Source organism: Sorangium sp. So ce590 (genome assembly GCF_051521365.1).
Classification (GTDB): Bacteria; Myxococcota_A; Polyangia; order Polyangiales; family Polyangiaceae; genus Sorangium.
The window spans coordinates 5,168,689-5,192,500 of record NZ_CP150346.1; the positions used below are offsets into that span (position 1 = coordinate 5,168,689).

General features: G+C 72.1%; 17 protein-coding genes and 3 rRNA genes (1 of these 20 cut by a window edge). 6 read left to right on the forward strand and 14 right to left on the reverse strand.

Annotation, left to right across the window (positions count from 1 at the left end):
- Window positions 1–25: 25 nt before the first annotated feature.
- Window positions 26–568, reverse strand: a complete 543-nt coding sequence (locus WMF28_RS19535; RefSeq protein ID WP_437603757.1) for a hypothetical protein — start codon at window positions 566–568, stop codon at window positions 26–28.
- A 186-nt stretch (window positions 569–754) separates the two neighbouring features.
- On the opposite strand from WMF28_RS19535, the gene WMF28_RS19540 reads away from it, so the two are divergent.
- Window positions 755–1,069 carry a hypothetical protein gene (locus WMF28_RS19540; RefSeq protein ID WP_437603758.1) on the forward strand — a complete coding sequence of 105 codons (315 nt, stop codon included), beginning with the start codon at window positions 755–757 and terminating at the stop codon, window positions 1,067–1,069.
- Window positions 1,070–1,409: 340 nt separating this feature from the next.
- Here WMF28_RS19540 and WMF28_RS19545 read toward each other — a convergent pair whose 3' ends face one another.
- The 6 genes from WMF28_RS19545 to WMF28_RS19570 form a co-directional block, all read right to left on the reverse strand.
- On the reverse strand, window positions 1,410–2,048 hold the full coding sequence (locus tag WMF28_RS19545) for a sterol desaturase family protein (protein WP_437603759.1): 639 nt from the start codon (window positions 2,046–2,048) through the stop codon (window positions 1,410–1,412).
- Between the two features lie 205 nt (window positions 2,049–2,253).
- The gene (locus tag WMF28_RS19550) at window positions 2,254–3,408 is read right to left on the reverse strand and encodes an iron-containing alcohol dehydrogenase (protein ID WP_437603760.1); all 1,155 of its coding nucleotides are present in this window, start codon (window positions 3,406–3,408) and stop codon (window positions 2,254–2,256) included.
- Window positions 3,405–4,766 (reverse strand): glutamine synthetase family protein, encoded by a 1,362-nt coding sequence (locus WMF28_RS19555; protein ID WP_437603761.1) that lies wholly within the window; start codon window positions 4,764–4,766, stop codon window positions 3,405–3,407. Before WMF28_RS19555 ends, WMF28_RS19550 begins: the two co-directional genes overlap by 4 nt.
- Before the next feature lie 186 nt (window positions 4,767–4,952).
- Complete coding sequence (locus tag WMF28_RS19560; RefSeq protein WP_437603762.1) at window positions 4,953–5,555, reverse strand: hypothetical protein; 603 nt, start codon at window positions 5,553–5,555, stop codon at window positions 4,953–4,955.
- A gap of 1 nt (window position 5,556) precedes the next feature.
- On the reverse strand, window positions 5,557–7,302 hold the full coding sequence (locus WMF28_RS19565) for a serine/threonine protein kinase (protein WP_437603763.1): 1,746 nt from the start codon (window positions 7,300–7,302) through the stop codon (window positions 5,557–5,559).
- A 221-nt stretch (window positions 7,303–7,523) separates the two neighbouring features.
- The gene (locus tag WMF28_RS19570; RefSeq protein ID WP_437603764.1) at window positions 7,524–7,778 is read right to left on the reverse strand and encodes a hypothetical protein; all 255 of its coding nucleotides are present in this window, start codon (window positions 7,776–7,778) and stop codon (window positions 7,524–7,526) included.
- A 424-nt stretch (window positions 7,779–8,202) separates the two neighbouring features.
- On the opposite strand from WMF28_RS19570, the gene WMF28_RS19575 reads away from it, so the two are divergent.
- The 3 genes from WMF28_RS19575 (at window position 8,203) to WMF28_RS19585 (ending at window position 12,095) form a co-directional block, all read left to right on the forward strand.
- Entirely contained in the window at window positions 8,203–9,459 is a 1,257-nt protein-coding gene (locus WMF28_RS19575) for an alpha/beta fold hydrolase (protein ID WP_437603765.1), read from the forward strand.
- A gap of 244 nt (window positions 9,460–9,703) precedes the next feature.
- Complete coding sequence (locus WMF28_RS19580; RefSeq protein ID WP_437603766.1) at window positions 9,704–11,302, forward strand: hypothetical protein; 1,599 nt, start codon at window positions 9,704–9,706, stop codon at window positions 11,300–11,302.
- Window positions 11,303–11,342: 40 nt separating this feature from the next.
- Window positions 11,343–12,095 carry an ABC transporter ATP-binding protein gene (locus WMF28_RS19585; protein WP_437603767.1) on the forward strand — a complete coding sequence of 251 codons (753 nt, stop codon included), beginning with the start codon at window positions 11,343–11,345 and terminating at the stop codon, window positions 12,093–12,095.
- A 206-nt stretch (window positions 12,096–12,301) separates the two neighbouring features.
- Here WMF28_RS19585 and WMF28_RS19590 read toward each other — a convergent pair whose 3' ends face one another.
- Window positions 12,302–13,180, reverse strand: a complete 879-nt coding sequence (locus WMF28_RS19590) for a lysophospholipid acyltransferase family protein (RefSeq protein ID WP_437603769.1) — start codon at window positions 13,178–13,180, stop codon at window positions 12,302–12,304.
- A gap of 410 nt (window positions 13,181–13,590) precedes the next feature.
- Here WMF28_RS19590 and WMF28_RS19595 point away from each other — a divergent pair, with 410 nt between their 5' ends.
- Window positions 13,591–14,229 carry a response regulator gene (locus WMF28_RS19595; protein ID WP_437603770.1) on the forward strand — a complete coding sequence of 213 codons (639 nt, stop codon included), beginning with the start codon at window positions 13,591–13,593 and terminating at the stop codon, window positions 14,227–14,229.
- A gap of 77 nt (window positions 14,230–14,306) precedes the next feature.
- Here the strand turns inward: WMF28_RS19595 and WMF28_RS19600 are convergent, their stop codons facing one another.
- Together WMF28_RS19600 and WMF28_RS19605 are read right to left on the reverse strand one after the other, a co-directional pair.
- Entirely contained in the window at window positions 14,307–14,579 is a 273-nt protein-coding gene (locus tag WMF28_RS19600; RefSeq protein ID WP_437603771.1) for a hypothetical protein, read from the reverse strand.
- Between the two features lie 410 nt (window positions 14,580–14,989).
- Window positions 14,990–16,321, reverse strand: a complete 1,332-nt coding sequence (locus WMF28_RS19605) for a hypothetical protein (RefSeq protein ID WP_437603772.1) — start codon at window positions 16,319–16,321, stop codon at window positions 14,990–14,992.
- 723 nt (window positions 16,322–17,044) lie between these two features.
- On the opposite strand from WMF28_RS19605, the gene WMF28_RS19610 reads away from it, so the two are divergent.
- Window positions 17,045–17,347 (forward strand): KGG domain-containing protein, encoded by a 303-nt coding sequence (locus WMF28_RS19610; protein WP_437603773.1) that lies wholly within the window; start codon window positions 17,045–17,047, stop codon window positions 17,345–17,347.
- A gap of 165 nt (window positions 17,348–17,512) precedes the next feature.
- Here the strand turns inward: WMF28_RS19610 and WMF28_RS19615 are convergent, their stop codons facing one another.
- The 4 genes from WMF28_RS19615 to WMF28_RS19630 form a co-directional block, all read right to left on the reverse strand.
- Window positions 17,513–22,423, reverse strand: a complete 4,911-nt coding sequence (locus WMF28_RS19615) for an Lhr family helicase (protein WP_437603774.1) — start codon at window positions 22,421–22,423, stop codon at window positions 17,513–17,515.
- A gap of 532 nt (window positions 22,424–22,955) precedes the next feature.
- Window positions 22,956–23,072 (reverse strand): 5S ribosomal RNA (gene rrf / locus WMF28_RS19620).
- Between the two features lie 207 nt (window positions 23,073–23,279).
- Window positions 23,280–23,396: ribosomal RNA gene (rrf, locus tag WMF28_RS19625) — 5S ribosomal RNA — on the reverse strand.
- A gap of 129 nt (window positions 23,397–23,525) precedes the next feature.
- Window positions 23,526–23,812: ribosomal RNA gene (locus WMF28_RS19630) — 23S ribosomal RNA — on the reverse strand (it continues 2,721 nt past the right edge of the window).

Genomic DNA, 23,812 nt, shown 5'->3' on the forward strand with positions numbered 1-23,812 from the left:
TCGACCGGGGCCGGCGCGCGCGGAGCTAGCGGCGCGCGCGCGCGCGGAGCGCGGGCGCGCCGAGCACGTCGCCCGGCAGCAGCGAGCGCGTGCGGACGGAGCTGTTGCACTCGCTGGTCGCCGCCTCGATCGCGCTCGTGATCTCGCTCGCGCCCGCATCCGGCGGGATCCAGGGCAGCTGCTGCAGCGTGGGCCTGTCCGGCGGCAGCCAGCGCAGGCTCCTCGTCACGAGGACGACCGGGTGGTCGCTGTCCACGAGCTCGCTCGCGAGCCGCGCGCCGCCGAGCGGCGCCGGCGGCAGATCGAGGCAGACAAGGCACGCATCGAATCGCTCGGTCGCCGACGCGAGCAGCGCGTCGTCGATCGACGAGGCGTCCACGATCTCGACGTTCGCCAGGATCGCCTCGATCGTCCGGGCGAGCGCGTCGCAGGTCGCGGTGCGGGCGTCGTGCGCGAGCAGGATCTTGAAGCTGCGCACCGAGCGCGGCCCGGGCCGGCCCGTCTCGACGACCTGCAGCCTCCCCGAAGCCGGCGTCGCGCGCTCACGAGGTGCACGGCGAACGGTCATGGACTCCCCTTCCTCAGTCACACCAGGGCAACCGTGCCCCAGGCTAACACCCCTTGAGCTCAAACTGACCAACCTTTATATGAGGACGCGCTCTTTCTCTGGCACGCCGCGCTGCGGCTCTTCGAGCACGCCGCGTCGCGGCATGTCGACATGGACTACGGAAACATCTACGAAGGACGGTCATGCATGAGTCGGTTTCTCATCTCCACTCCTTGCGAGTGCCAGGCAAGCCTCTCAGCCACCCTGGACGAGCACCGGCACGTCACCGCCGGGTGGGCCAGCCGAGCTCCCCGCGGCCGGTCGGCCGCCGGTGAGGGCGAGAAGGAGATCGCGCCGGCGCACAGCATCAATGCCCACCTCGACCGGTTCGACGTGGCGTGGTTGTGCCCCTACTGCGGGCGCAACACGCTCCGGACCTTCTATGCAGGCGCCATGAGACGGTTGCCTGACACCTCGCCTGCGGCAGGGCTCGCCCCTTCGAGCACGACGCTCGCGCAGTGAAGCGCCCGCTGCACGAGCGCTCCGAGGAGCGCTCGTGCAGCCGCTCGATCCCGCCGCGTGCCTGAGCCTGGCAAGCGCGGCCCGGTCGCCGCCGCGTCTGCGTCGTTGCCCGCGCGCGGCGAGCCGACGCGACCGGACGCCTCCCTGCCCGCTTCAGCGCGCGCGCGGCCTCAGCGCCTGACTGCTGCGCCGCGTCTCTCGCGGAGGTGCAAGCGCACAGACGCGACCGACTCATGGCCCATCAACCCGCCGCGCGCCGGGGCCATTCCCATCTCCTGAGGATCGCCGGCCGCGCGCTCCGCCGCGCTCGGCTCTCCCCCGCCGCGCTCGGCTCTCCCGCTCAGCTGCCTTTTCCCGACGGCGAGGTGCCCATCGTCCCGAAGGCCCAGTCCCATAGCGGCGACGATACGCCCCACCGAGCGTGTTCTCCCGTGTGGTGATGGATCATGTGATGGCGCTTGATCCACTTCCCCCAGCGCGAGCTCATGCGGAAATGGTGAATGGCATAGTGGGTGCCGTCATACACGAGGTACCCGAGGCCAAAGCCGGCGAACAGCGGATCCGCTGGAACAGGGCCGAAGGCCGTGCGGAACAGCATGTAAAAGGCGACGCCCAGGGGAATGCTGGCGCCGAGCGGCATCACCAGCCGGTCGGCATCCTGCGGGAAGTCGTGGTGCACCCCGTGGAGAACGAAATGCATCCGGCGCTGCCACAGGCGCGGCCCGACATAGTGAAACACGTAGCGGTGCAGGACGTACTCGGCGAGCGTCCACAGGAACAGGCCGACCAGCACGAGCCCGAGCCCGGCCCAGAAGCCGACGCCGTGACCGGCGGCGCGGACGAGCAGATAGCCGTAGACCGGGAGCCAGAAGGCGAACGGCGTGATCGGGTGGATCCGCGAAAATCTCTCGATGAGCGGCGTCTCGAACATCTGGCATGTCGCTGGACGCGCGGTGCGCTCGGTGGTGGTGGCGGTCATCGTGCCCCCCTGGTACCGCATTTATCCATTGTCGGCCAGAGGTAGGCCGGCATCCAGCGGCCCGCTGGACGCCGGGAAATGGTCATGATCCCGTCGTGGTCGACGCAAGCCAGGGCGCCCCCTCTCCGCGGCGGCGACGCGGGCCCCCGCGCGCGCGACAGGCGCACGACGCGCCGCGCGACCACGGCACGGCGCGTCGCGCGCGTCAGCTCGCGAAGGAAGCCTCGTACAGCTGGCGGAGATCGTTGCGCGAGCACGGGCGAGGGTTGCTCGTGTGGCACGCGTCCTGCGTGGCGAGATCGGCCAGCGCGTCGAGCTTGTCGCGCGGGACCCCCGCCTTCTCGAGGCCGGCCGTGAGCCCGATGCGGGCGCGCAGGGCGCGGATGGCCTCGGCGCACGCGGCGGCGTCCTCGGGAGCGCCGAGGAGGGCCGCGATGCGGGCGAGGCGCGGCGCCGCCGCGGCGACGTTGAACTCGACGACCGGCGGGAGACAGAGCGCGTTGGCCAGGCCGTGGTGCAGCCCGCACTCGCTCGAGAGCGGGTGGGCGAGCGAGTGGCACGCGCCTAGCCCCTTCTGGAACGCGACGGCGCCCATCATCGCCGCCTTCATCATGCCGCCGCGCGCCTCGAGATCCTCGCCGTGCGTCACCGCGCGCTCGAGGTGCGCGGCGGCGAGGCGGATCCCCTCGAGCGCGATGCCGTCGGCCATCGGGTGATCCCCCTTCGCCACGTACGCCTCGACGCAGTGGGTGAGCGCGTCGAAGCCCGTCGCCGCCGTGAGGAACGCCGGCATCGATCGCGTCATCACCGGATCGAGCAGCGCGGCGTTCGCGAGCAGGTACGGGGAGAAGATCACCGTCTTCCGGTGGTTCACGTCGAGCGTCACGACGCCCGAGCGGCCGACCTCGCTGCCGGTCCCGGCCGTCGTGGGGATCGCGAGCATCGGCGGGACGCTCGGCGTGATGAAGCGATCTCCGCCCGTGGCGTCGTCGTAATCGACGAGCGGCCGATCGTGGTTCACGCCGAGGCGGACGAGCTTGCCGACGTCGAGCGGCGAGCCGCCGCCGAGGGCAACGACGAGATCGGCGCGGGCGTCGCGGAACGCGGCGACGCCATCGTGCACGTTCTTCTCGATCGGGTTGCCGAGCACGTCGTCGAAGACGGCCACCTCGAGGCCCTCCTTCCGCAGCGAGGCCGCGACGGGCTCGAGCAGCCCCGAGCGGACGACGCCCTTGTCGGTGACGATGAGGGCCCGCGTCGCCCCGAGCCGGCGCGCCTCGGCGCCCGTCTGCTCGACGACGCTGGCGCCGAAGAGGATGCGTGTAGGAAAGCTCCAGACCGTGAACTGGCTCATGATCACACCGCCTCGAAGTAGCGCTTCAGCTCCCAATCCGTGACCGCGCGCTCGTACTGCCGAACCTCCCAGTCGCGCGTCAGGACATAGTGGTCGACGAACCTCTCGCCGAGGATCTCCCGGGCCCTCTGGCTGCCCGCGAGCATCCGGGTCGCCTCCGCGAGCGAGCGCGGCAGCGAGAGGCGCGAGGGCTCGGCGGACGACGCGTCCCCGGCGGCCTGCGGGGGCGGCTCGACCCCGTTCTCGATGCCGTGGAGCCCCGCGCCGAGGCACGCGGCCATGGCGATGTACGGGTTGATGTCCGCGGCCGTCTGGCGGTACTCGACGCGCGCGCCGGGCGTGCCGAGGCCGATGAGGCGGATCGCGGCCGTGCGGTTCTCGACGCCCCAGCTGGCGTTGAGCGGCGCCCAGACGCCGGGCACGTACCGCTTGTAGGCGTTGATCGTGGGCGAGTAGAGCGCCGTGAGCTCGGGCATGAGGGCGATCTGGCCGCCGACGTAGTGGCGCAGCGCGGTCGGGAGCCGGTCGGGCGACGACGCGTCGTCGAAGATGTTCCGGCCGTCCTTCCAGAGGCTCTGGTGCAGGTGGCCGCTCGAGCCGGGCAGGCCCTCGTTCCACTTCGCCATGAACGTGACCGAGAGGCCATGCTCGTGGGCGATCTGCTTCATGGCGACCTTGAACAGCGCGGCCTTGTCCGCGGCGCGGAGCGCGTCGTCGTAGCGGATCGCCGCCTCGTACACGCCCGGGCCGGTCTCGGTGTGCAGGCCCTCGATCTCGACGTCGAAGGCCCGCATCTGGTCGAGGATGGCGGCCATGAGCTTCTTGTTCTGCCCCTCGCGGACCCACGAGTAGCCGAACATGCCGGGGCTGAGCGGCGTCAGGCCGGCGAAGCGCTTCTCGTGCAGCGAGCGCGGCGTCTCCTCGAAGAGGAAGAACTCGAACTCGCACGAGAGCTTCGCCGAGAGCCCCATCCGCTCGCCCTTCGCGATGACGCTCCTGAGGAGCGAGCGCGGGCACGCGGGGTGCGGGCCGCCGCCCTCGTCGCGGAAGTCGGCGAGCAGCGCGACGGTGCCCGGCTCCCACGGGAGGTCGCGCAGCGTGCTCGGATCGAGGACCGCGTGCGCGTCCGGGTAGCCGGTGTGCCAGCCGGTGACCTTTGTGTTGTCGTAGAGGACGTCGGCGATGTCCCAGCCGAAGATGACGTCGCAGAAGCCGAAGCCGCTCCCGAGGGCGCTCTTCAGCTTCTCGAGGGAGACGTACTTTCCGCGGAGGATGCCGTCGATGTCAAAGCCGCCGATCTTGGCGCGGGTGATGCCCCGCGCTTCCAGATCGGAGAAGAGCTTCTCGGAGGTCGAGGCGGTCATGGGGCGCGACGATAGCAGGGGTACGGGGCGGCATGGCAAGCACGCGCGCGAGCGCCCGGGCGACGTCCCTGCTCCATCTCCCGGACATGCGCTGGGCGCGCGCGACCGGCGCGAACGCGCGCTCGGATGGACGCGCGTGCCCGGCGCGTCCTCGGCGGACGCGCGCGGCCGGCGCGCGCGGCTCGCTCACTTCACCCGGACGCTCTGGATCGGGTAGCGCTCCGCGAGCGGCACGAGCGCGCGCTCGACGAGCTCGCGGACGCGCGCGTAGCGCTGGTGGTTCGTCGCGGCCGGGTTGCGCTTCGAGTCGACGACGCCGATGCGGATCTCCAGCGTGCGCGCGTCCTCGACGCCACCCGTCACGAACGCATCCGGGTGCACCTTGTCGAGCTCGACGTTGAGCTCCGCCGCCTCCGGGACCGCGCCGGCGAAGGTGACCTCCAGCCCCTCGCCCAGGCCGTTCAGCACGGCGTTCAGGTTCTCCACCGGGAACGGCTGGCGCGCGAGCCACGCGACGACCGCGCGCCGCGCGCCGCGCAGCGCCACGCTGACGGCGAGCGCGACCGTGATCGGCGCGAGCAGGAGGGCCCCGAGCGGGCGCGCGACCGCGGGGCCCGCGTCGCGGCCGAGCGCCGCGAGGAACGCGAACAGGAAGACGCTCGAGGCGAGCGCCACGAGCGGGGGATCGGTGAGCACGCCCCATCGCGAGGTCGACGCGTTCATCAGCCGCGTGAAGCGGGCGGACACACTCTGGTCGGCGCGCTGCTCCGCGGCGCTTCCGTGGGTCATGTCAGGCATCCCCTGGGTCTCCGAGCATGCGCCAGAAGAACAGGCCGACGCCGAAGAGGAGCAGCACGCCGGCGACCCAGAACGAGCGCACCGGGCCGAAGCTCAGCACCTCGCCCGATCGCTTCATGATGAGGTCGGCGACCGTGACCACGCACGCGAACACGATGCAGGCGACGGGCAGCCCCAGCTGCTGGAGGAGGGTCGGCCCGGTGGCGATCGGCCTCGGCTCCGGCGCGCGCGGCCGCACGTCCGCCGGCGGGCGCGTCGACGGCCGGTACCGCGCCGACGGCATGTCCGACAGCGGGCGCACCGCGACCGGCGGCAGCGAGGTCGCGCGCGGCGCCACGCCGAGCGCCATCTCCAGCGGCGGCGTGCTCTCCATCATCCCGATCATCCCGCCGCCGCGCGGGTGCCCGCCCACGGGCGTCGCCTCCGCGAAGCCCGCGCGCTCGTCCCTTATCGCGCGGCCTCGCGCGCTCGAGGGCGCGCTGTCGGCGGCGAACGCGCCCATCCCCCGGCCCAGCGCGCTCAGCGGCGCCTCCGGGAGATCCATCTCGAGCCCGGCCGAATCCGGGCCCGGCAGCGGGCGCACGCTGCTCGCCGGGCCGTCGCGGCGGCCTCCCCGCGGCGAGCGCATCGACGCCGGGGCCACGTCGAGATCGATCTCGAGCGACCCCGCGTCCCTGGGCGTGTCGAGCCAGACGTGCCCGGCGCGCTTGACCTGCGGGGCGCGCATCGACGACGAGGGCGGCGGCGGGGTGGAGTACGCGTCCTCGAGGGCAGCGGCCCGCCCGAACGTGGCCGGGAGCCCCATCGCCGCCTCGAGCTCGGTCCAGAAGGACTCGATGTCCCTCGTGCGGTCGCGCGGGCTCACGGCGAGCGCGCGCTCGAACACGGCGTCGACCTCCGGCGGGATGCTGGCGCCCTCGGTCCGGGGCGTGGGCCGGCGCTTCACGTCGAGCGCCGTCCCCATCATGGCCTGCGCCTCGCCATCGATCACCTGCCGCCCGACGAGCGCCTCCACCATGGTGAGCGCCAGACCCCAGACGTCGGTCCAGGTCCCCGCCTGCCCGAACCGCTTCGGCGCCCACTGCTCCGGCGCGCCGTACGCCGGGGAGAACGCGTTCAGCGGGTCGCCGTTCGTCACCCGCCCGACGGCCTGCTCGGCCAGCGTCTTCGCCTGGGCGATGCCGTAGTCGAGGATCCTGAGGCGCTCGGTCCCCTCCTGCGTCGTGATGAAGATGTTCTCGGGCTTGAGGTCGCGGTGGATGATCGACACCGTGCCGTTCGGGCTCGGGAAGCGGTGCGCGCGCGCGATCGCCTGCGCGATCGGGCGCATCATCTTCATCAGCCGGTGGAGCGGGATCGGCGGATCCCCCTTGAGCCTGCGCCGATCGATGACCTTGTCGAGCGACTCGCCCTCCAGCCACTCGAGGGCCAGGAACGGGACGAACTCCCCTCGCTTCAGGTGCAGCACGTCGACGTGGAGCGGGCGGACGACCTCCGGAATGGAGGCGGAGAGCCGGAAGAGCAGCTGGGCCTCCTCGCGGAACTTCTCGAGGAAGAGCTGGCGCTCGCGCGGGGTCTTCGCCTCGGAGACCTTCAGGCATTTCAGGGCGACCGGCGCGCGGAAACCGGCATGAAGCGCTCGGTACACCACGCCGAATCCCCCTTCCGCGACCACCTGCTCGACGTGGAAATTACCCGCCTGCGTGGTCCCGACGATGCCGAAGACGTCGTCCGCCATGCTCCCCTGAGCCATAGCGCACGGGGCCGCTAGACCGAAGGGCGAAACCGGATCGTGCTGTTCGATTGTGCCAGCGTCACATCCGGCTGCCCCGAGGTGACGGGGTGGGTGCGGAGGACGGAGAGGGGAGCGAGGCGGCTGTTTCACGCGACTCGACGCGACCGCCTCCGTGACCGCGGACGGTGACGGCCGGTGCGGCCGAGCGGCCGGGGGGCGCTGGCTCAGTTGCGGAGGTGCGAGGAGGCGTCGCGGTGGGCCCGGTCCTCTTCCTGGAGGATCGAGAAGACCAGGCCGGCGCCGATGATCGGCAGGAGCCAGACGAGCTGCGCTTGCCAGACCTTCTGCTTGGGCTCGTAGACGCGGCTCCGGAAGACGCGCACGGTGACATAGACCTGGAAAGCGAGGATCGCCGCGAGCGCGGTGCCGATGAGGATATCGAAGGGCGTCATGGGTGGGCCGCGGACCAGCCTAGCCATGAAGGACCACCTCGCAAGCCAGCAGCGCCCGTAGATACAATTTCGTCCCCGGCGGGCGGGGCCGACGCGGGGCTGAAGGGTGGTTTCGACACGCCGCCCGGTGGCACCTGCCGCATCCCAGCTTGCACCGATCGCCTCTTGGCGGTGGTCGAAAGTAATACGTCTTACTTTCACACGCTGCCCGGTGGCACTTCCCACATTCCAGCTCGCGCCGATCGCCTCTCGGCGGCAGTCGATTGCGGCGGGAGGTGTTGTGTATCGATGCGGTCCAGGACCCCCGAGCGCAAGGCACGGATCCTACTGGTCGAGGGAGCCCCGGTGCCGGCGCGCTCGCCGAGCTTCGCAGCGAGCGGGCAATACCGCCCAAGGTCCCCGACGAGAAATCCCGGGCGGAGCTCGGTCGACGTCGTACTACAGTACGCCCGTGCCTCGACCTCGACCCGGGCTCCGCACGCGGCGCACCTGGACGCGGGACCTCCCCGGCCTCCGGCGCGGCCGCGCTCTGCTCGCCGCCGCGCTCGCCGGCGCCGCGGCGTGGGTCGCCGCGGCCTGCTCCACGCCGTCGTCCGGGGTCGACGGCGGCGACCTGCTCGGCGTCTTCGAGCGGGATGCCGGCACAGCCGCGGCCGACGGCGGGCAGCCGCGGCCGGCGGCGGCGCGGCAGGATGCAGGCGCCCGCGCGACCGGTCCGGCCAGCGCGGCGGCGCCGCCGTCGAAGCCGCCCGCGGCGAGGCCGCCCAGCGAAGGGCGCTGCGTCGCCGAGCAGGGGCGCCCGGGACGAGAGCTCCGCAAGACGCTCGGCAGGCCGCCCTGCCGCGGCGCCCAGGTGCTGGAGACGCGCGACGCCGAGGGGTCGCCCCGCTACGCCTGCGTGATCGCGCCGAGCGGCGTGGAGACGCGCGCGCCGCTGCCGCTCATCGTCTTCTTCCACGCCGACGGCGACAACCCGACGAGCGTCGACAAGGAGACCGGCCTGCGCAAGCTCGGCGCCACGTGGAACCTGACCGGCGACCCCGCGCACGCGGGCTTCATCGTGCTCGCGCCCCAGGGCCGCGCCTTCAAGACGCCGAGCCAGGCCGAGCGCGAGCGCGGCACGAAGATGTACACGGCGGTCGCGCCGTTCGACGTCGAGTTCACCGGCGAGGGCAACGTCGACGTCGCGACCGTCGACGCCTTCGTCGACCAGCTGCTCGAGAAGAAGCTCGTCGACCGGCGGCGCATCTACGCGCTCGGCGGCTCCTACGGCGGCCACATGGCGGCGACGTACGCCATGATGCGCGCCGACCGCGTCGCGGCGTTCGCCACCTTCGGCAGCAACGCGCCGCCGGCCGAGTGGGCGTGCCCCGGCCCTCCCCCGCCCGCGATGGCGATCTACCGCGCGTGCGACGACATGTTCTCGTGCGAGTCGGTCGAGCGGTGGCTGCGCGCGCGCGACGCGCTCTCCGCGCAGACCTCGTTCCTGCGCCTCGACGAGGCCAGCAGGGACGAGCCCCACTGCGCGCTCAGGAACCGATGCTCCGCAAAGAAGGGCGCCATCAACCACGCGCGCTGGCCGAAATCGCGCGAGACCGACGTCCTCCGCTTCTTCGCGGGGCACGTCCTGGCGATCGGCGCGGACGCCGCCGCGGCCGACACCGCCGCCGGGCGCACCCGGACGCAGACCGACGCAAACGTACGCTGACGAGCGCTGACGAGCGCTCACGCACGCTGGCCGACGCACCCGAACGCAAGCGCGCGCTGACGGACGCGAGCGGCTGCAAACCGACACAAGCGGACACCAACGCGCGCTGACGGACGCTGACGCCGCAAGTGCACGCTCCCACTGCGCATCCCACGTCGGCGCCAAGCTTCGCCGAACGTCGACACTGCAACGTTGTGGTGCGGCGTTGAGCGGACCCCGCGTGTTGGCGTAGTGTTGCTCCCCGATGTCCGCTCAGGTCCAGGTCATTCTCACCCCCTTGCCGGTCGGCATGTCCATCCCCGCCGGCACGCTCCGCGCCGAGATGGAGTCGCGCCGCGCGACCGGTCGCCGCTTCGACGTCCGCGAGGCCGTCGCCCTCGCCGTGCCGCTCTGCACGCAGCTCCACGAGCTGCACGCGCAGGGGCGGACCATGTTCGTCCACCCCTCGTGCCTCGGTTACGACGCGGGCGGCGCGCTCCAGCTGATCGAGGAGCTCGCACACACCCCACCTCTCCTGCCGCGCGACCGCGCCTGCCTCGCGCCCGAGGAGCGCAAGGGCAGCGAAGGCGACGCGCGCGCGAGCGTCTTCGCGATCGGGGCCATCCTCTACGAGCTGCTCACGAATGCCAGCGTCGGCCCGGGGATGCGGCGTCCGGCGGACGTGATCCCCGATCTGCCGCCCGCGCTGGAAACCGTGCTCGGCAAGTCGCTCGTGGCCGATCCGAAGCACCGGCCGGCGGACCTCGCCGCCCTCGCGCAGGCGCTCTACCAGATCGTCCCGGCCGCCTCGGTGCAGCCGCCGAGCGCCGATACCTCGCACCTCGACGGCGACGGGGACTTCGAGGTCGACATCAATCTCTCCATGATGCCGCCGAACGGGCACGCAGAGGGGCACGTCCCGTCGGCGCCGTCCTTGCCTCGGATCCAGTCGGTGACCGGGGACGGACCGTTCGCTGTCGCGATCCCGGTCAACCAGCCGCCGCGCCTGCACGGCGACGATCCGACGCGCAAGCTCGCGGATCTCAAGGCCGCGCTCGAGTCCGATACGCGGCCGCGGTACGTCGTCATCAAGGACGGCATGGACCACGGGCCGTTCTCGTCCGTGGAGCTGCTCCAGCAGGTCGCGTCCGGCTCCTTCACGGGCGACCAGGTGCTGCGCGACACGTTCTCCGGGGAGGAGCGCGCCATCCATGACTGGGAGGAGTTCGCGCCGTTCGCCGAGCAGGCGAAGCTGAACCGGGACATCGTGCAGGAGAAGCGCGCGCTCGACGCCGTGGTGTCGGCCGAGAAGCAGGGCACGCAGTACAAGGCGCTGCTCGGGATGGCGCTGATGGGCGTGATCCTCGCCGCGGGCGCGGGCTGGTGGTACCGCGAGCGCAGCCACAAGGAGCAGGAGCTCGCCGTGCAGGGCGCGACCGACCGCATCGCGATCGAGGTCGACGCCGGCCTCGGCAGCGCCAAGGTGGCGCGCCAGGGCGGCGGGGCGCGGCCGAGCAGCGGCGGCAGCTACCCGACGCTCGGCACCGGGATGAGCTGTGAGGCGGCGCAGGCGCGCTACGTCGAGGAGTACAAGCTGGGCAACAACGGGCCGGCCGATCTCACGGCGGGCGCCTACGGCAACGTGCTCAACCGCGGCACGTACCTGAACGCGTGCGGCGTGCCGTCGACCATGGAGGTGAGCGTCTGCGCCGCCGTCCAGAACGGCCGCGCCGTCGGGGTCACCATCACGACGAGCCCGTCGAGCCCGAGCATCGCGTCGTGCATCTCCGGGCAGATCCGCGGGATGTCGTTCCCGTCCCATCCGCGGCTCGATGTGGCCCGGACGACGTTCTCCTCGAAGTAACGGGGGTAGGGTACGGGGGCGCGCGCCCTCCCCGGCGACCGTGTCCACGCGACCGATGATCCAGATCGAGCAGCTGACGAAGAGCTTCGGGGGCATGCCCGTCCTCCGGGGCGTCGACCTCGACGTGCCCGCCGGCTGCCTGTACGGGCTCATCGGGCCGGGCGCCTCGGGCAAGAGCGTGCTGCTCAAGATGATCACGGGGCTGCTGCGGCCGGATCGCGGGCGTGTGGTCGTCGACGGGAAGGACGTGCACGCGCTGAGCGAGCTCGATCTCCAGACGTTCCGCCTCAAGTTCGGGATGCTGTTCCAGAACAACGCGCTGTTCGACTACATGACCGTCGGGGAGAACATCGCGTTCCCGCTGCGCCGGCTCTACGATCTGAGCGAGGAGGAGATCGAGGAGCGCGTCGCGGAGCGGCTCCGCGTGGTGTCGCTCGCGGGGTTCGAGGACCGGACGCCAGCGGGGCTGTCCGGCGGCCAGAAGAAGCGCGTCGGCGTCGCCCGCGCCACGATCGCGCGGGGCGAGATCGTCCTCTACGACGAGCCGGCGGCGGGGCTGGATCCGGTGACGTCGCAGCGCATCTTCGACCTGCTCCGCGCCGAGCAGCGGGCGATGAACGCCACCGTGGTGATGGTGTCGAGCGACCTCGATCGGCTCCTCACGGTGACGGACCGGGTGGGGATGCTCTACCGCGGCAGGCTCATCTTCGACGGCACCACCGAGCAGGCGAAGGCCAGCGACGATCCGCGCGTGCGGCAGTTCGTGCATGGGTTGACCGAGGGGCCGCTCTAGTCTGTCTCCCTCCTCGTCCGAGCACCGCTCCAGATCGCAAGACCCGCCAGCGCGGCTGTCACGGTGGTTGAAGACCATCGACGCCGAGGAAGCAGGCTGTCGAATGGCGGGAGCCGCAATGGAGCGCGAACAGGGACAGGATTCATCACCTCTCCTGTGCCCATCGCGCCCCTCGCGGGCTTCACCCCTTCAGGCAGCGATCCGCTCTACGCCGGCGCGACCGGACCGTCGCCGGCGAAATGGAACCACTGCGTCGGATGGGCGCGGACGAAGCGCTCCATCGCGGCCATCATCTCGGACGCGGCACGGTCCCGCTCCGCCTCGGTCGCCCGGCGGGCGAGCCAGATGGGCGGGGCCACGACCGCCTCGTACTCGAGGAAACCCAGGCGGTGCGTGAACACCGGCAGGATCGGCGCGCCGCTCATCGCGGCGAGCGCGATCGGCCCCTCGGGCGCACGCCAGCGGGCGCCGAGGAAGGCGACCTCCCGGCTGCGCATCCCGGGCGGCACGCGATCGATCTGCATCGCGACGACGCCGCCGCGCTGCAGGTGCTTGAGCAGCGGCAACGCGTCGAGGGGCCCGTCGCCGATGTGCACAACCTGGACGCCAGCGCGCTGCCGCGCCGCATCCTGGATGGCGCGCGCCTCGGCATCCCGTTCGCGCTGCATCGCCAGCATGACCCCCTCAGGGTGCACAACGCCGAGGATCTGGCCGGCAATGTCCCAGCCACCCGTGTGCGCCGTGACGATGAGGACACCCCGGCCAGCCGCGGCACACGCACGGTAATGCTCGACCCCCAGGGAACGCCGCTCCACCGTGTAACCGCGACCGCTCGCGAGCAGCAGCGCCTCGGTGATGCAGCTTCCGTAGGTCGCGAACACCGCGGCGCTGTCGAGCATGTCGACGAGGCGCGGCCGCGGCCCGCGCACGCGGCGCAGGTTCTCCTCGACGCGACGGCGCAGCCCGGGGAGCGCGGCCGCGAAGAGCACACCGAAGACCGGAGGACTGTGGCGCACCCAGGGCTCCGGCCCGCGCGCGACGCCCGCGGCGAGCGCGCGGCGCCAGAAGGCCGAGTCAGGTCGCAAACGGGAGAGGAGAGCTCCGCGCAGGCCAGGCATGAGGCAGGCTATCTACCGCAAACATAACGGCCGAGGGAGCGGCATCGACCGAGAGGCCGCACCGGCATGGATCGACCGAGAGCCCGCGACGCCATGGGCGGGCCGCCGAGGGCTCGCCGCGCGACGCCGCGAGCCCCGGACGAGCGCCGAGCGCCCCGGCCCGATGGAACAACGTTCCAGGTGACATCGGCCCGCCGCGCCCGATTGCCGATTGCCCTCCTCGCTCGTCCAAGGCGATTCCGCGAGGCGCCTGGGCCGCTCCACAGGAGCTCTGCAGAAATGAATCCACGCTCGCCAGGCGGTTCCTTACCGAGAAAACAGGTTCGTGGAGATCAACGCATTCTGTTACAAGGCCCATTGGCAAGGGGGGTTTCGACATGAATATCCTGCTCGTCGATGACCAGAACGTCGTTCGGGAGGCGCTCGCGCTCGCGCTCGCGTCACAGCCAGGGGTGAGCGAGGTCGTTCAGGCTGGAAGCGGGCAGGAGGCGCTCCGAGCGCAGGAGAGCCGCCGCTGTCAGGTGGCGGTGCTCGAGCTCGGCCTCGCCGACCGCAGCGGCGTCGAGCTCATCCGCGAGCTCAAGAGCATCGGGGAGCTCCGCGTCGTCGTGCTCTCGATACACCGGGACGAGTTCCGGGTGGCCGAGGCGATGCGGGCCGGCGCCGACGGATACCTGTCCAAGCAGAGCCGGCTCGCGGATCTCATGGAGGCGCTGCGCACCGTCGTTCGAGGGCGCACGGTCGTGTCGCCGGACGTGAGCGCGGCGATGGTGCGCGCGCTCCAGCGGCGCGACGCCGCCGCCCAGGGAGACATGGTGGCCGCGCTGAGCGACCGGGAGCGGCAGGTGCTCCGCCTGCTCGCGATGGGCCGCTCGGCCAAGGAGGTCGCCGCGCAGCTCTCGATCAGCGTGAAGACGGTCGAGACCCACCGCGCGCGCCTCTGCGCGAAGGTGGCGACGCACAGCGTGGCCGACCTGACCCGCCTCGCGGTGCGATCAGGCCTCGTCGAGGCGTAGGCGGCCCCCTCGAGGGCGAGCGCCCGGCGCGCTCCGGACGCTCCGTCACGGCCCACACAGCAACGCGGCGCGGCGGCTCACGCCGCCGCGGTGGCGGCCCGAGGAGCGGCCCTCAGCGCCGGCAGCGTCTCTCCGATCAACGCCGAGCCGATGGCGAATCCCGAGAGCGTGAGTCGCATGCGGAGCACGTCCAGCATGCCCTGGCCATGGAGAACGGTCAGCGTGCTGCGGATATCTTTGCGGCGAACACGCAGCTTCTCGACGAGCGTCTCGAGGGTCTCGGCGCGTCCTTCGCGCTGGGCAACGGCAAGCGCCTGCAGAAGGGTTGCGGCTAAAATTTTCTTGTCCATGAGAGCACCCTAGAAAGCGTTCCCGTGAAGTGCCTAATTTTCGGCGACAATTTTTGTGTCGTGCCGGGGTGTCGCTCGCCGGTTGGATGACGGGCTCTCCCTACTCTGCTCATCCTGCGCCTGAACCCCACTTACCTGCCGGCAGGGAACACCAGGCCACGATGTGTTCATGCTGCCGCCATCCCGGGCCCGCCTCCCAGGAAAGACCCCCTCGACGGGGCGCGGGCACACCGGGGCAGGCGAACGTTCATCGAATCCATCTCCTCGAATGGCTCGATGCGTCAGCGGGGCCCGGCGGAGCGCGCCAGGTCGACCCGGTGTTTCGCGACCATTGCAGGGCCCGCCGCGAGAACGCGCGGACGCTCGCCGGGCAGTGGATCGGCGAGCCGTCGTGACGCGGTGGCGGACGGTTACAGCTTGCCCCTGGCGTAGGCCCGCTGGAGCGTCAGCCCGGGGGGGCCGGACGAGAGCTCGAACGCCTCCGGGCGGCCGTCCGGCGCGAGGCTGCCGACGAGGCGCATGGTGCCGTGAGAGACCGTGACCGAACCCGACGCGTCGCGGGCGTACTGGACGTCCACGGGCTTTGTCGGATCGATGGAAGGCATGTATTCCTGCTGCTTGAGGTCGAACGACCCTTTCTTGAGACGCCGGGCGAGCTCCGAGGCGGTGGCGACAGGCGACGCGAGCCACGCCCTGGCCGAGGGGGTGAACGTCCCCTGGACCTTCTTGCCCTCGACCTCCCCCGAGTACTCGTATTGATAGTTCGTCTTCTGCGACAGCTCGATCCGGTGGTTCGTCTTGCCGCCCTCCGACTCGATCCAGACGCCGCCCTTGAGGCGCCCCTGAGCGTCGATGAGCACGTTCGACGCATCATCCTCGATGTGCAGGGACCTCGGGTCTCGCGGCAGGAGGGTGGCCCCGCGCGAGAGCCATCGCCGCTGGCCGCCCTCGTCCTTGAACAGATCGCTCGTCTCGAAGCCGACAGGGACCTTGCCGATGCGCAGGATCACCGTGTCCGTGTACTCGGATCTCGGCGCAGCGCTCTTCGAGTCGAACGAGTCGAAGATCCCCTTGGCGAGCCGCTCGAACGTGCGGACATACCCGACCTCGTCGTGCAGGCAGGCGATGGGGTGCGCCCTGTCCGCGTGCAGCGCGATCTTGAGCAGGCCGGCCGCCTTCCCGGCGGCGGTCGGGGCGAGGTAAAGGGCCTGCACGAACACCGCGGGGCTCTCCCGGTGCACGCTGATCTCCCAGGGCACGACGCGGGAGACCTCCACCTTGGCGGGATCGAGGAGCTCGACGAAATTCCTTATCACCTCTCCCGAGTCGAGCATCGTGCTGTAGACGAAGCACTCGACAGGGCTGCTCGTGCCGAGGGGGATGGTGATCGCGACCAGCTTTTCCTTCTGCTCGATCTGCGGCTCCCCTGCCCCGAACGCGCGCGCCGACCAGTCGGCGGCGCGGACCTCGTGGGCCGGCAGCTCGTCGGCCTCGCGGGCGAGGGCCTTGGCAAGGTCGAAAGGCTCCTGCGCCGCGGGCGCGGGGCTCGGCGCAGGGCTCTCCGCGGGCGCCCCGCCGGTGGACCCGCCGCATCCAGCGAGGAGCGAAAGGGGCAGCACGAGCAGGCCGGCGCCACGCGCGACGCCCGGAGAGCGGCCGCGCGTGCGGCGAGGCGAGGATGTCGTATTCTGTGAGATGAGCTGGCCTTCGTCGAGCCGAGCCCCCGGAATCGGAAGCGCCATCGTGAGGATCTCCTGCACGCCACCCCGGTCGCCGGCAACGCCCCTCAGCAGGCCCCCAGCGCCGAAATGATGATGCGACGCAACAGAAGCGGCAGCGGGGTCGTGATGTCAAGACGCGACGCGCCAGCACCGCTTCCGATAGCCGCGCGACACGCCCGTCAAGGACCTCGGTCGCTTGGCGAGACAAGAGCCACGGCAATAAAAATTAACAGTCGCACAGGAAGTGCCTCGACGCGGAGCACGGGCCGGTGAGGCATCAGAAACGCGGGTTCTCTCGCTCGGAGTCGCCAGTGCGCTCGGGAGATACCCTAGGCGTGGACGGTGCGCCCTTCGTGTCACGTATCGACGACAGGTCATCTCGCCGGCTCGTTCGATGAGCCGATACAGACCATCGGAGGATTGCAACGAGAAAATCAGAGTGCGCACCGCGTCATCCAGGCCGTGCGGCGGCTGAGCCCGCAGCGGCTGAGGCAGCTACGCACGGTCGCCCGCACAGTGAGGCAGTTTGCCGCATCGAGCGCTCGAAGAGGCACGCGCCCTGTCGAGGTGGTCATCGGGTGTCCGGCCTCGACGCATCGTCGGATTCGTCCGAACGCTCGCGTCTGGCACCCGCGTTGCAGCACCGTCCAGCGTCGCCGGCACCGCCGGTGCGATGTGGCTACGCAGCAGGTAGTCACGATCGTCGAGTGACGTTCACGATGCAATCAATGCGAGGAGTGGATCATGGGACAGATCAGCGACAGCAAGCGGGGCTTCGCGGCGATGAACGCAGAGCAGCAGCGTCAGATCGCGAGCCAGGGCGGCAAGGCGGCGCATGAGAAGGGCACCGCGCACGAGTTCACGTCCGAGGAAGCGCGCGCGGCGGGCCGCAAGGGCGGCGAGGCCGTCAGCCAGAACCGCGAGCACATGGCCGAGATCGGGCGCAAGGGCGCCGAGGCGCGCAGCCAGGGGAACGGGAGCCGGAAGGGCCGCGACGCGAGCCACGCTCAGCACGTGAACGCGGACGAGCAACCCCAGCAAGGCTGAACACCGTCCCGGCGCCGCTCGAGATCCCTCCAGCGCCGCAAGGACCACGAAGAGCCGCCGAGGAACCACGAAGGGGCCTTCCCTTTCCTGGTTGCTCGGGGGTCCTTTCTGGCAGGAGGCGTGCGCGCGGCGGACAGCGCCCCCGCAGCCGCGCCCCATCGACGGTCACTCCGGGCCGTCGTCGATCCCTGCGCCGTCCTCGAACATCGCCGCGTCGTCGTCATCGAGGTCGAGCTCGCCGTCGTCCAGCGCGCTGCCGTCGGCCGCGTGCGCGCCGCCCTCTGTCACGCTGGCGGGCGGCGCCATCCGCCATCCGCCGGCCGGAGGCCCCGCCGGCCACGAGCGCAGCCCGGGCGGCGGCTTGAAGCCGTCGACCTCATCTCCCTCTGCGTCGAGCCCCGCCGCGGCCGCGCGGCGGGCCCAGTCGGGCGCGTTCGCGGGCGTCTGCCGCGGCCGCCACGGGCCGCGCTCGGGCGTGGGGGCGCGCCTGAGGTAGCCGTGCGCCCCGGAGGTGAAGCCCACCTCCGCCAGCGCGCGCGCCACGGGGGAGCTGTGCGCCGGCTCGCCGTCGATCGTGGCCACGAGCACCGCGCGCCGCCGCCCCTCGGCGACGAGCGCCGCGAGCGCCGACGCGATGGCGTGGATCGCCTCGCCGCGCTCCGGCTCGACCTCGGGGAGGAAGGTGGTGAGGCTCCGCTCGGTGCGGCCCATCCACGCGAGCAGCCGGCCGTCGTGGAGGATCACGAGGGCGCCCGCGGCCCGTTGCGGCCGGACCGGGCCGCGGACCGCGGCGTCGGGCGCGCCGTCAGCGCGCGGGGCGAGATCGGGCCAGCGGACGGCGGCGCCCCAGGGGCTCGCCGGATCCGTGGCCGCGAGGACGAGCGTCCGCGGCTCGTCGGACGGCTCGCGGCAGGCCCGGAGCCGATCGTCGGCCCCGGGCACCGCGAACTGCGCGGCGCCCAGCCCGGCGACGAAGTAACCGCGCCGCGCCTGACCGGCCTCCTCCATGGCGCGGAGCACGTCGTACACGGCCGAGAAGCCGCCCGCGAGCCCCTCGACCGCCGCCGCCTCGCGGGTGAGCACGCCGTGCCGTTCGAGCAGCGCGCGGGCGAGCGCCGCGCGGCGCTCGGTCTCGCCGGGCGCGCCGGCAGCTGCGCCGGGCACACCGGATGCGCCGGATGCGCCGGGGAACGACAGCAACGACCAGCGCCCCTCGCTGCCCGGCGGGCCGATCCGGCGCGCCCGCAGGCCGGCGAGGCCGGACGCGGGGCGGTCGCGGTCGCGCCGCCGGCCGCTCGATCGGGACTCGCGGCCGAGGGCGCGCAGCGGGGCGAGCGTGTCGTTCGTGACCTCGCCGGCCCACACGAGATCCCAGAGCGCCGCGAGCAGGTCGGCCCCGAAGGCGCCCGTCTCGCGCGAGAGGTCGGAGAAGAAGAGCGCGCCGCGGCGCGCGAGCGCGGCGCGGATGCCCTCGGCCAGCGGCCCCTCGGCGCGGCCGGGCGGCGGGACGAGGTACGGATAGGCCTCGGCGAGGTAGAGCGCGACGCGGCCGTCGCCGTCGCCGACCGGCTCGACGCCGCGCCAGAGCACCTCGCCGGCCGCGCACAGGGCGTCGAGATCGCCGGGGCGGTAGCCCTCGACGCGGGCGGGCAGGATCTCGGCCTCCAGGGCGGAGGCCGAGAGCGGCGCGCCCTGGAGCTGCTCGAGCACCACGAGCAGGCCGTCGAGGCCCCGGCGGCGGCGGTGCAGGCCGTGCCAGTCGGCGAGGAAGCGCGCGTAGGCCTCGGGCGGGACCGGCTCGACCTCGGCGCGCAGCCGCGCCAGCGAGCGGCGCTTCAGCGAGCGCAGCACCTCGGCGTCGCAGAACTCCCGGCCGCGGCCGCCGGGGAGGAACTCGCCCTCGATGACGCGGCCCCGGTCCGCGAGCCGCGCGAGCGCGGCCAGGACCGGCGCGGGCCCGAGGCCGAAACGCCGGGCCACGTCGTCCGCGCGGAAGGGCCCGTGCGTGCGCGCGTAGCGGGCGACGAGCGCGCCGAGCGGATCCGCGACCGGCTCGAGGAACGCGATCGGGAGGCCGGGCGGGGGCACCACCCCGAGGGCGTCGCGCAGCCGACCTGCGTCCTCGGCGGCGGCGAGGCGGCGCTCGCCGCCGAGCTGGACCTCGATGGCGCGCCGGTCGCGGACGAGCTCGTCGATCCAGGCGGCGGCGCCCTCGCCGGCCGCATCCGGCGCGGCGCCGGGGCCCGCCGCGCGCCGGGCGATCTCGCCGCGCGTGAGATCGCCGAGCGAGAGCAGCAGATCGTGCAGCTGGTCCTCGTGCTTGATCGGCGCGCGACCGTCGAGGCGCTGGAGCGACGCCTCGAGGGCCAGCACGGCGTCGGCGTCGAACAGCTCGCGCAGCTCGGCCTCGCCGAGCAGCTCGCGCAGGCGGGCGTGATCGATGGCGAGCACCTGCGCCCTCCGCTCGGCGAGCGGCAGGTCGCCCTCGTAGATGAAGTTGCCGGCGTAGGCGAAGAGCAGCGTGGCCGCGAACGGCGAGGGCGCGCGGACGTCGACCGTGACGACGCGGACCTTGCGCGCCGCGATCTGCCGCAGGAGGTCCTCGAGCGCGGTGAGGTCGAAGACGTCGCGCAGGCACTCCCTGTAGGTCTCGAGCAGGATGGGGAAGGAGCCGTAGCGCGACGCGACGGCGAGCAGGTCCGCGGCGCGCTTGCGCTGGGCCCAGAGCGGCGAGCGCTTGCCGGGGAACTTGCGCGGCAGGAGCAGCGCCCGGCCGGCGCACTCGCGGAAGCGCGAGGCGAAGAGGGCGGTGTCGCCGAGGCCCCGGACGAGCAGGTCCTCGACCTCGTCGGCCTGCGGCAGGAGCTGCTTCGCTTCGGGGGGCGACTCGGACTCGGGCAGCCGCAGGACGATGCCGTCGTCGGTCCACACGGTGTCGACGGCGAGGCCGAGCTCGAGGCGGCACTTCTCGGCGATGCAGGTCGACAGCGGGGCGTGCACGCGGCCGCCGAACGGCGAGAGGAGACAGATGCGGTAGTCGCCGACCTCGTCGACGAACCGCTCCAGGACGATGGCGCGGTCGTTCGGGACCTCGCCCGTGGCCGCGGCCTGATCGCGCACGTAGCGGACGAGGTTCCTCGCCGCGCGCTCGTCGAGGCCGTGCTCGTCGGCGAGCGCGCGCTCGGCCTCTCCGTCGGGCAGCGAGGCGAGGCGGCGCGCGAGGGCGCCGATGGAGGCGCCGAGCTCCGCGTTGCGCCCGGCCTGATCGCCGCGCCAGAACGGCATCTTCCCCGGCTCGCCCGGCGCGGGGACGACGAGGACGCGGTCGTGGGTGATGTCGGTGATGCGCCACGAGGAGGCGCCGAGGAGGAAGACCTCGCCCTCGCGGGCCTCGAAGACCATCTCCTCGTCGAGCTCGCCGACGCGCCGGCCGGGTCGCGCCGCGTCGCCGCCGGAGTCGAGGAAGACGCCGTAGAGGCCGCGGTCGGGGATGGTGCCGGCGTTGACGACGGCGAGGCGCTTCGCGCCCTTGCGGGCGCGCACGGCGCCGCCCACGCGGTCCCAGACGATGCGGGGCCGGAGCTCGGCGAACTCGTCGGAGGGGTAGCGGCCGGAGAGCATGTCGAGCACGCCCTCGAAGCTCGCGCGCGGCAGGTCGGCGAACGGCGCGGCCCGGCGGACGAGCGCGAAGAGCGCGTCGACGTGGAGGGTGTCCATCGAGACGATGGCGACGATCTGCTGGGCGAGGACGTCGAGCGGGTTCCTCGGGTAGAGGGTCGCCTCGACCTTGCCCTCGCGCATGCGGGACGCGGCCGCGGCGCAAGCGAGGAGGTCGCCGCGGTGCTTGGGGAACACGATGCCGCGCGACGTGCCGCCGACCTCGTGCCCGGCGCGGCCGACGCGCTGGAGCCCGGCGGCGACCGAGGGCGGCGCCTCGAGCTGGATGACGAGGTCGACGGCGCCGAGGTCGAGGCCGAGCTCCAGCGACGAGGTCGCGACGATGCACGGCAGGAGGCCGGCCTTGAGCCGCTCCTCGATCTGCTGTCGCTGCTCGCGGGCGATCGAGCCGTGGTGGGCGAGCGCGATCTCGGCGCCCGCGGTGTCGTTGAGGGCCGCGGCGAGGCGCTCGGCGAGGCGCCGGCTGTTCACGAAGATCATCGTGGTGCGGTGGGCGCGGACGAGCTCGACGAGGCGCGGGTGGATGCTCGGCCAGATCGAGCGCTGCGCCGGCTCGGCCGGCCCCTTGAGCGGCCCCTCGCCGTCGCGCGCCGCCTCGCCGAGCTTTGTCATGTCCTCGACGGGCACCTCGATGCGGAGCTCCAGCGCCTTGGGCGCGCTCGCGTCGACGATGGTCACCGGCCGCGGAGCGAAGCGCGCGCCGGCGCCGTCGATCTCGCCGCCGCCGAGCAACCGCGCGACCTCGTCGAGCGGCCGCTGCGTGGCGGACAGCCCGATGCGCTGCATCGGTCGGGGCGGCGATCGGAGCGCCTCGAGCCGCTCGAGGGACAGGGCGAGGTGCGCGCCGCGCTTCGTCGCGACGAGCGCGTGGATCTCGTCGATGATGACGGTCTCGACGGCGCGCAGCCGCTCGTGTGCGGCGGCGGTGAGCAGGAGGTAGAGCGACTCCGGGGTCGTGATGAGGATGTCCGGCGGCTTCCTGGCGAGCCGGGCGCGGTCTTCGGGCGCCGTATCGCCGGAGCGCACGCCGACCTGGGGGACCCGGTACGGCAGGCCGAGCCGCTCGGCGGCGGCGGCGATGCCGGCGAGCGGCGCGCGCAGGTTGCGTTCGACGTCGATGGCGAGCGCCTTCAGCGGTGAGACGTAGACGACGCGGCAGCGCTCGGCGGCGTCGGGCTCGGGCGAGGCCATGAGCCGGTCGATGGCCGCGAGGAAGGCGGCGAGCGTCTTGCCGGAGCCTGTCGGGGCGAGCAGCAGGGTGGAGGCGCCGTCGAGGATGGGCGGGAAGCCCTGAGCCTGGGCGGGGGTGGGTGCCGAGAAGGCACCGCGGAACCACGCCTGCGTGGCGGGGTGGAAGCGGGCGAGCGGATCGGGTGCGGGGGAGCGTTTCTTTGCCATCGGCGGCGCGTGCGCGGCGCGTGAAGCCAGTCGAGCGCGGCGGTGCGTCTGTCCTCGCGCCGTCCCTTCCTGAGCGGGGGGCTGCGGGCGACGCAAGAGCCATCCCTCACGGGGGGACCTGGCGCAACTGCTCCCGGTGCGGGCCGGAAGGCCGCGCGAGCGCATTGCCCAGCAGCTGGCGAGTCGGCGGGGCCCGCGCCGCCCGGCGAACACCCTCCACGGGGGCCGGGCTGCTCGGAATGCCCTCGCTCATCCCGCCCGCTGCATCCTGCAGCCAGCAGCCTGCTGCATGGAGCACGCAGCCCGGCTCGAGGCGATGCCGCCGAGGCTCGCCGCTCTCCCGAATCTCCCCGACACGAACGCACGCCAGATCGCACGCGCCGAGCGCGGCCCATTCGCCGAGCCCGACGGCCTGCTCTGCGGCGCCCAGGTCTGGGCCACCAGGAGCTCTCCCGGGCGCCCGGCGCAGCGGCAGACAAAAAGCAAAAAAAAACCTGCGCACGGCTCTCACCGTGCGCAGGCTCGAAGAAAATCCCGGCGGCGTCCTACTCTCCCACCAGGTTGCCCTGGCAGTACCATCGGCTCCAAGAAGCTTAACTTCCGAGTTCGGTATGGGATCGGGTGTGACCTTCTCGATATCGCTACCGGAAACTTGTGGGGTGCGCGTCCAGTCCCCTGGACGCATCGCGGAACGTCGCTCCTCGCGACGCTCTACGCTGCTGCGTGCCGCGCTGCTCACCCTCCGAGCTGCGGAGCACGTGGCCTCGCGGCTCGACCCAGGTTCAGGGTCGAGCGGCAGGGCTCGTGGTAAAGAAAGCCTGCGCACGGCTCTCACCGTGCGCAGGCTCGAAGAAAATCCCGGCGGCGTCCTACTCTCCCACCAGGTTGCCCTGGCAGTACCATCGGCTCCAAGAAGCTTAACTTCCGAGTTCGGTATGGGATCGGGTGTGACCTTCTCGATATCGCTACCGGAAACTTTTGGGTGCGTCCAATCGGACGCCCAGCGGAGCCGCTTCTCGCGACGCTCTACGCCAGGCCAGCTGTGTCACGCTGCTCGTCACCCGAACTCCGGGCGCGACGCTTCGATGTTTGCCTTAGAAGTATGGTCAAGCCGCACGACCTATTAGTACCGGTTAGCTCCGCCGATTGCTCGGCTTCCACACCCGGCCTATCAACCTCGTGGTCTACGAGGGGTCTTTAGGGACCTTGCGGTCCGGGACACCTAGTCTTGAGGCCGGCTTCCCGCTTAGATGCTTTCAGCGGTTATCCGTTCCGTACATGGCTACCCGGCTATGCCCTTGGCAGGACAACCGGAACACCAGAGGTACGTCCACCCAGGTCCTCTCGTACTATGGGCAGCTCCTCTCAAGTGTCCTACGCCCACGGCAG